The sequence below is a fragment of the Streptomyces sp. DH10 genome (assembly GCF_029813805.1).
Lineage (GTDB): Bacteria > Actinomycetota > Actinomycetes > Streptomycetales > Streptomycetaceae > Streptomyces > Streptomyces coeruleofuscus.
This window is the reverse complement of the sequence record NZ_JARVKU010000032.1, coordinates 81,299-88,119: the sequence shown is the minus strand read 5'-3', so window position 1 is coordinate 88,119 and position 6,821 is coordinate 81,299. Positions and strand designations below refer to the sequence as shown.

The following is a 6,821-nucleotide window of genomic DNA, read 5'->3' as shown; positions in this document are numbered from 1 at the left end:
CACCGGCATCGTGCGCCGCCAGGGACTCGAACCCCGGACCCGCTGATTAAGAGTCAGCTGCTCTAACCAACTGAGCTAGCGGCGCGCGCTGACGGCGTAACTCTACAGGACGTCCGGAGGTGCTCCTGACCACCCACCCGGGCCCGGCCGGCCCCCGTCAAGGGCGCCGCGTACATCATTCGGACCGTCAGCATGCGCGTGCGGAAGACAGTTGAGAAACTGACGACGCGCGCCCGGACGGGCACAGGCGCGGCCTTTTCCGCCGGAAGTGTGAGGGGAATCGCATGGAGTCTCCGGTATTCGAGGAATTCGCCCCCGCGAGCGACTGCGACTGCCCCGGATGCGCCCACTGGCGCCGCGTCCTGCCGCATTCCTGGGCCGGCAGCACCACCGCCCACCCGGCCGCACACCGTGCCCTCGCCCTGGCCGCCGTGGCCTCGGCGGCGCTCGGCGCGGGCCATGCCGTGCCGGTCGCAGCCGCCCCGCACGCACCCCACAGGCCGGGCGTTTCCACAGGTGAGGAGCCCGACACCCCCCAGGGCGGCAAGGCGCCGCTGCACGGCCCGGGCGGCCGTCCCGCCAAGCCCTCGGCCACCCTCAAGCCCACCGCCATCACCCGTACGGAGATCATCAACCGGGCCAAGACGTGGGTCGCCGCGAAGGTGCCGTACAACATGAACGACTACTGGTCCGACGGTTACCGGCAGGACTGCTCGGGCTACGTCTCCATGGCCTGGAAGCTGCCCGGAAACGAATGGACGGGCAGCCTCGCCCAATACGGGGAGCGGATTTCCAAGGAGGAACTCCAGCCGGGCGACATTCTGCTGTTCCACGACCAGGCCGACCCCGAGAGCGGTTCGCACGTCGTCATTTTCGGCGGCTGGACGGACTACACGCACAGCTACTACACGGCCTACGAGCAGACCCGCCCGCACACCCGCCGGCAGTCCACGCCGTACGCCTACTGGAGCGACTCCGACCGGTACGTCCCCTACCGGTACAAGGGCGTCACGCCGCAGGAGCCGGGCGAGGAACCGGGGACCGTGCCGGGCAAGGAACCGGCCGGCGGGAAACCGGGCGCACCGGCCGCCACGCCCTACCCGGGAGCGGCGTATTTCGGCCCCGGCGCGAACAACAAGTACGTCACCCTGCTCGGCCGCATGCTCGTCGCGCGCGGTGCCGGCGGTTCCTACGCCTCGGGCCCGGGACCGCGCTGGACGGACGCGGACCGGCGGGCGACCCGGGCCTTCCAGCTCGCCCAGGGCTGGACGGGCGCCGACGCGGACGGCCTGCCCGGACCGCGCACCTGGGAACTGCTGGTCACGGGGAAGGGCAAGGACGCGAAGGCCGGGACGGTCGGGCCGCCGCCCTCCTCCCACGGGGTCCCCGGCTACCCGGGCCGCGCGATGTTCCGGCCCGGCGCCGGCAACACCTACGTCACCGAGGTGGGGAGGCAGCTGGTGCGGAAGGGGTTCGGCCGGTTCTACCGGGTCGGGCCGGGGCCGCGCTGGGGCGAGGCGGACCGGCGTGCCGTCGAGGCCTTCCAGCGCACCCAGGGCTGGCGGGGCGGCGCGGCGGACGGCTACCCCGGGCCCGAGACCTGGCGGCGGCTCTTCTCGTAGAAGCCCTCCTCGGAGGGCCCCGACCCCGACTCCGGGGATCACCGTTGTGACGCATCTGGCGCGGAGGCTGGAGGCACCCATGAGTACGACCACTTCCCACACGTCCGAGCCCGACCGGCCGGCCGGCGGTCCGGCCGACGGACCGGTCAGACCCGCCCGGCTCATCCAGAACGAGGCCACCACCGAGATCCCCGTCCACCTGCTGTTCCGCGACGACCCCGACCCGGCGCCGGTACCGCTGAAGCCGGCGGTCGTCGCCCGCAGGCAGGGCACCGGGGAGCAGCCGCGCCTCCAACGCCCGGCGGCCGTGGCGCCGCGTCCGGTGCCGCGGGTCGACCCCGACCTCACGGAGCGGCCCGCGCGGGTGCTGCCCGGGGCGGCGGGGGTGCTGGCCGGGGCCTGCGGGGCGGGCGGGTGTGCGGTCACCTCGTGGTGGGCCGGGCTGCTGCCGCCGCTCGTGCTGGAGGCGCTGCGGCTGCCCGCGCAGGCCGGGGCCGGGCTCGGTCCGGCGCAGTGGGCGGCGTACGCGGGGGCCGGGGCGCTCGGGCTGTTCGGGTTCGGAGGGCTGGCCCGGGGCCGGACCGGGCGGGCCTGGGTGCTGGATCTGTTCGGCCGCTACCGGGGGACCGTCCGGCGCTCTGGTCTGCTGTGGGTCAACCCGCTGCTGCTGCGCCGCCGGGTGGACGTACGGCTGCGGCACTGGCGCAGCGAGCCGGTGCCGGCCGCCGACTCGGGCGGGGTCGGGCTGCGGGTGGTCGTGCTGGTGGTGTGGCGGGTGCGGGACACCGCGCGGGCCACGCTGGGTGTGGAGGACCACGAGACGTATCTGCGCGAGTGCGTCGAGGCGGCGCTGGCCCGGGTGCCGGTGGAGATGCCCGGCGGCAAGGGCTCCACGGACGCGACGGCCGAGGCGCTGACCCGGATGGTGGCGGCCGACGCGGCGGCGGTCGGCCTGGAGGTGTTCTCGGTGCAGCCGGTCCGGGTGGAGTACGCCCCCGAGGTCGCCGCCGCGATGCACCGCCGCCGTATCGCCGCGCTGGACGCCCAGCACCGGGCGAGCGTGCTCACCTCGGTCGTGGACTCGGTGGAGGACACGGTGACCCGGCTGACCATGCGGGGGCTGGTCGAACTCGACGACTACGAGCGGAAGGCGCTGGTGAAGGACCTGACGGTGGCGTTCTGCGCGGGCCGGGGAGAAACAGCTCCGTGATTGGTATGGACATGTTCAACTGACGTCCTTACTCTCAGACTTGGTCTAGACCTACATGCACAGCTCACTGAACATCCCCCACGTTCTCCAGGAGCGGCAGCATGCGCACAAGGACCAAGTTGTCCGCAGCCGCGGTGGGACTGGCCACGACCGGAGCCCTCGTACTCTCCTCCGGCGGCGCCAGCGGCCACGGCTACACCGACCTCCCCGTCAGCCGGCAGAAGCTCTGCCAGAACGGCACCGTGACCAACTGCGGTCCGATCCAATGGGAACCGCAGAGCGTCGAGGGGCCGAAGGGCTTCCCGGCCTCCGGCCCGGCCGACGGGCAGATATGCAACGCCGGCCTCGGCCAGTTCAGCCAGCTCAGCGCGCCGCGGACGCCGTCCGGCGGGGCCTGGCCCACCACCAAGGTGACGGGCGGCCAGACCTACACGTTCCGCTGGCAGTTCACCGCCATGCACGCCACGACCGACTTCAAGTACTACATCACCAAGCCGGGCTGGAACCAGAACCACAACCTGGCCCGGTCCGACCTCAACCTCACGCCGTTCTTCACGGTGCCGTACAACGGCCAGCGGCCCCCGTCCACGCTCTCCCACAGCGGCAGGCTGCCGTCCGGGCTGAGCGGCCACCACGTCATCCTGGCGGTGTGGACGATCGCCGACACGGGCAACGCCTTCTACGCGTGCTCGGACGTGACGTTCTGAGGTTCTCCTGAGGCGGCGGTACGGCCGGTGTGGGTAGGTTCCCCATGCCGGCCGATCGCGACCGTGCGGGACATCGGGGGGGGGGCACCATGGCGGCATTCCAGGCTTTCTTCTATGCCGTACCGGCACTCATGATCGCCCTGGCGGTCTTCGCCCTGACCGGGATCGCCCGCCGCGCGCAGAATATGAGCAGGGCCTGGAACAGCGGGTTCACGTCCCAGGCTCGGTGTCTGCGGGCCTACACGACGACCAGTGGCGGCGGTGACACCAGTGTGCGGACCACCTTGCACCACGTCTACGAGTTCACCACACACGACGCCCGCGTGATCCGCTTCGACGAGGCGAACGGTCCGGCGACGACCGTGGAGGGTGACATCGTCACCGTGTACTACTTGCCGGACCGCCCCGAGCGCGCCACGGCCCACGCGCCGGCACGGGGGAGGCTCGCGGCGGGCACGGGCTGCGCGGCGGTGTTTCTGGGCGTGGTCATCGTCTTCTGCCTGGTGTTCATGGTCGTCGCCCATCTCATGTTCACCGTGGTGTGAGGCCACGGCGGCCCTCCACATCTGATGGAGCATCAGCTACCTTGCGGCCCATGGAGTCCACAGGACGTACGGTCGCGGAGCTCGTACGGGACCGGTGGGGCGACCACCGGCCGGGACTGTGGTGTGAGGAAGAGGTCCTGACCCACCACGAGGTGGCGGCCGGAGCCGCGGCGCGGGCGGCCCTGCTCGCCGATCTGCTGCCGCCGGGCGCCGAGCCCCATATCGGGGTGCTCCTCGACAACACCCCCGAGTTCCCCCTGTGGCTGGGCGCGGCGGCCCTGGCCGGGGCGGCGGTCGCGGGCGTGAACCCCACCCGCAGGGGCGCCGAACTCGCCCGCGACATCCTGCACACCGAGTGCCGGATCCTGGTCACCGAGCGGAGCCACCTGCCCCTGCTCAAGGGCCTGGACATGCCCGGAGTGCGCCTGCTGGTGACGGACACGGAGGAGTACGCCGACCTCCTGATCCCCTACCAGGACGCACGCCCGGACGCCTCCCGCGCCACCCCGCACGACCGCTTCCTCCTCTACTTCACCTCCGGCTCGACCGGCGCGCCCAAGGCCGCACTCTGCTCCCAGGGCCGCCTGGCGGCCGCCGGACGGTCCCTGGCCGGCCAGTTCTCCCTGGGCCCGCAGGACGTGCACTACCTCTGCATGCCGATGTTCCACGGCAACGCGGTGATCGCCGGCTGGGCACCGGCACTCGTCACCGGGGCGGGCGTGGCGCTGCGCCGGCGCTTCTCGGCGTCCCGCTTCCTGCCGGACGTACGCCGCCACGGGGCGACGTACTTCACCTACGTCGGCCGGGCGATCCAGTACGTCCTGGCCACCGAGCCGCGCTCCGACGACCGCGACAACCCCCTCCGCCTCGGCTTCGGTACGGAGGCGGGCGCGGTGGACGCGGCGGCCTTCGAGCGGCGGTTCGGGGTGCGGCTGGTGGAGGGATACGGCTCGTCCGAGGGCGGGGCGGCCGTGCAGTGGTCGCCGGGGACGCCGCCGGGCGCGGTCGGCCGGGCGGCATCCGGGCTCGTCGTCCTCGATCCGGAGAGCCGTGAGCAGTGCCCGCCGGCACGCTTCGATACGGCGGGGCGGCTGCTCAACGGGGACGAGGCCATCGGCGAACTGGTCAACCAGGGGCCCAGCCCCTTCGAGGGCTACTGGCGCAATCCGGCGGCGGAGGCGGAGCGGCGCAGGGAGGGCTGGTACTGGACGGGCGATCTCTTCTACCGGGACGCCGACGGCTATCTCTACTTCGCCGGTCGCACCGACGACCGCCTCCGCGTCGACGGGGAGAACCTGGCCGCCGCGATGATCGAGAACATCCTCGCCCGGTACGAGGGGGCGGAGGCGGTCTGCGTGTACGCCGTGCCGGACCCGGTGACCGGGGACCAGGTGATGGCGACGATCGCCGGGACCTTCGATCCGGAGGCGTTCGCGGGGTTCCTGCTCGCCCAGCCCGACCTGGGAACGAAGATGGCGCCCCGGTTCGTGCGGGTGGTGGAGCGGATGCCGGTGACGGCCACGAACAAGATCCATCGGGCGGCGTTACGGAAGGAGGGCCTCAGGTGCGCGGACCCGGTGTGGTGGCGGCCGCCGGGGGAGGGTTCGTACCGCCCGCTGACCAGGGAGGATCTCGAACACGCCGAAGGGCCTCCCGCTCCCACGAGAGGCCCTTCACCGGTGCGCCGCCAGGGACTCGAACCCCGGACCCGCTGATTAAGAGTCAGCTGCTCTAACCAACTGAGCTAGCGGCGCATGACTCCCGCCGACCGCGTTCCGCATGGCGCGTTCTCGCGGCGGCGACGGAGAAAATAATACCCGGTCCTGCGGGGTGCTTCGGACCACCCGGAGCAGGAGCTAGATCGCCATGGACAGCAGGACGGGTGCCGCGTTGCGGTTGAGGGCGTCCGCGGCCTGGCGCAGCCGGTGGGCCTGCTCGACCGGGAGGGACAGGGCCAGGCAGCCGACCGAGGAGCCGGCCGTGACGGGGACGGCCGCGCAGACCGTGCCGACCGCGTACTCCTGGAGGTCCAGGACGGGCACGGTGGGCGGCTGGGACTCCAGCCGGGAGAGCAGCAGCCGGTCGCTGGTGATGGTGCGCGAGGTGAGGCGGGCCATCTTGTGCCGGGCGAGATGGTCACGGCGGCCGGCGTGGTCGAGCTGAGTGAGCAGGCTCTTGCCGATCGCGGTGGCGTGGGCCGAGGAGCGGAAGTCGACCCACTCGTTGACCTTGGGCGTGGCCGGGCTGTCGGCGTACTGGGTGACCCTGATCTCGCCGTCGACGTACCGGCTCATGTAGACGGCGGCGCCGACCGAGTCGCGCAGCCGGTCGAGGGCGTGCTGGAGCTTGTCCCGCAGGGCCTGCTCGCGGTGCTGGGCGGAGCCGAGGCGGGCCAGCGTCTCGCCCGTGACGTACGCGCCGTCGGCGATCTGCTCGACGTAGCCCCCACGGCGCAGCATGCGCAGCAGCGCGGTCAGCCGCTCCGGTCCGATGCCGGTGTGCCGGGCGAGCTCGGCGTCGGTGACTCCGGTGGAACTCCGCGCCACCGTCTCCAGGACGCGCAGGGCTTCCTGGGCCGAGTGGTACGGGGTGGTCGGCGGCTCGTGCTTCAGCGCCACGGTGGTCTCCCCCTGCGCTTGCTGTTTGGGCCGTGAATCCGGACAGCGAATCCCCTCCACGATAACCGGCAAAGGGGCCGCGCAGAGCGGGGGTTGACAAGATTCCCGGGCCCCCGGAC

The 6,821-nt window shown here is 72.3% G+C and carries 6 protein-coding genes and 2 tRNA genes; 5 read left to right on the top strand and 3 right to left on the bottom strand.

All coding sequences use genetic code 11. The features are described 5' to 3' along the window. Positions 1-11 precede the first annotated feature (11 nt). Positions 12-85 (bottom strand) — tRNA-Lys (locus QC385_RS40195). Between the two features lie 199 nt (positions 86-284). On the opposite strand from QC385_RS40195, the gene QC385_RS40190 reads away from it, so the two are divergent. The 5 genes from QC385_RS40190 to QC385_RS40170 all read left to right on the top strand — a co-directional run bounded on the left by QC385_RS40190 (position 285) and on the right by QC385_RS40170 (position 5,799). Next, on the top strand, positions 285-1,622 hold the full coding sequence (locus tag QC385_RS40190; protein WP_279546363.1) for a peptidoglycan-binding protein: 1,338 nt from the start codon (positions 285-287) through the stop codon (positions 1,620-1,622). Positions 1,623-1,701: 79 nt separating this feature from the next. Beyond that, positions 1,702-2,832 carry an SPFH domain-containing protein gene (locus tag QC385_RS40185; RefSeq protein ID WP_279546361.1) on the top strand — a complete coding sequence of 377 codons (1,131 nt, stop codon included), beginning with the start codon at positions 1,702-1,704 and terminating at the stop codon, positions 2,830-2,832. Between the two features lie 101 nt (positions 2,833-2,933). Beyond that, on the top strand, positions 2,934-3,539 hold the full coding sequence (locus QC385_RS40180) for a lytic polysaccharide monooxygenase auxiliary activity family 9 protein (RefSeq protein ID WP_150481058.1): 606 nt from the start codon (positions 2,934-2,936) through the stop codon (positions 3,537-3,539). Between the two features lie 89 nt (positions 3,540-3,628). Then, positions 3,629-4,084 carry a DUF3592 domain-containing protein gene (locus QC385_RS40175; protein ID WP_279546359.1) on the top strand — a complete coding sequence of 152 codons (456 nt, stop codon included), beginning with the start codon at positions 3,629-3,631 and terminating at the stop codon, positions 4,082-4,084. A 50-nt stretch (positions 4,085-4,134) separates the two neighbouring features. Continuing rightward, the gene (locus tag QC385_RS40170; RefSeq protein WP_279546358.1) at positions 4,135-5,799 is read left to right on the top strand and encodes a long-chain-fatty-acid--CoA ligase; all 1,665 of its coding nucleotides are present in this window, start codon (positions 4,135-4,137) and stop codon (positions 5,797-5,799) included. Here QC385_RS40170 and QC385_RS40165 read toward each other — a convergent pair. Further along, a tRNA-Lys gene (locus QC385_RS40165) sits at positions 5,765-5,838 on the bottom strand. The genes QC385_RS40170 and QC385_RS40165 overlap by 35 nt on opposite strands. Before the next feature lie 102 nt (positions 5,839-5,940). Next, positions 5,941-6,702, bottom strand: a complete 762-nt coding sequence (locus tag QC385_RS40160; protein WP_279546357.1) for an IclR family transcriptional regulator — start codon at positions 6,700-6,702, stop codon at positions 5,941-5,943. Between the last annotated feature and the right edge of the window lie 119 nt (positions 6,703-6,821).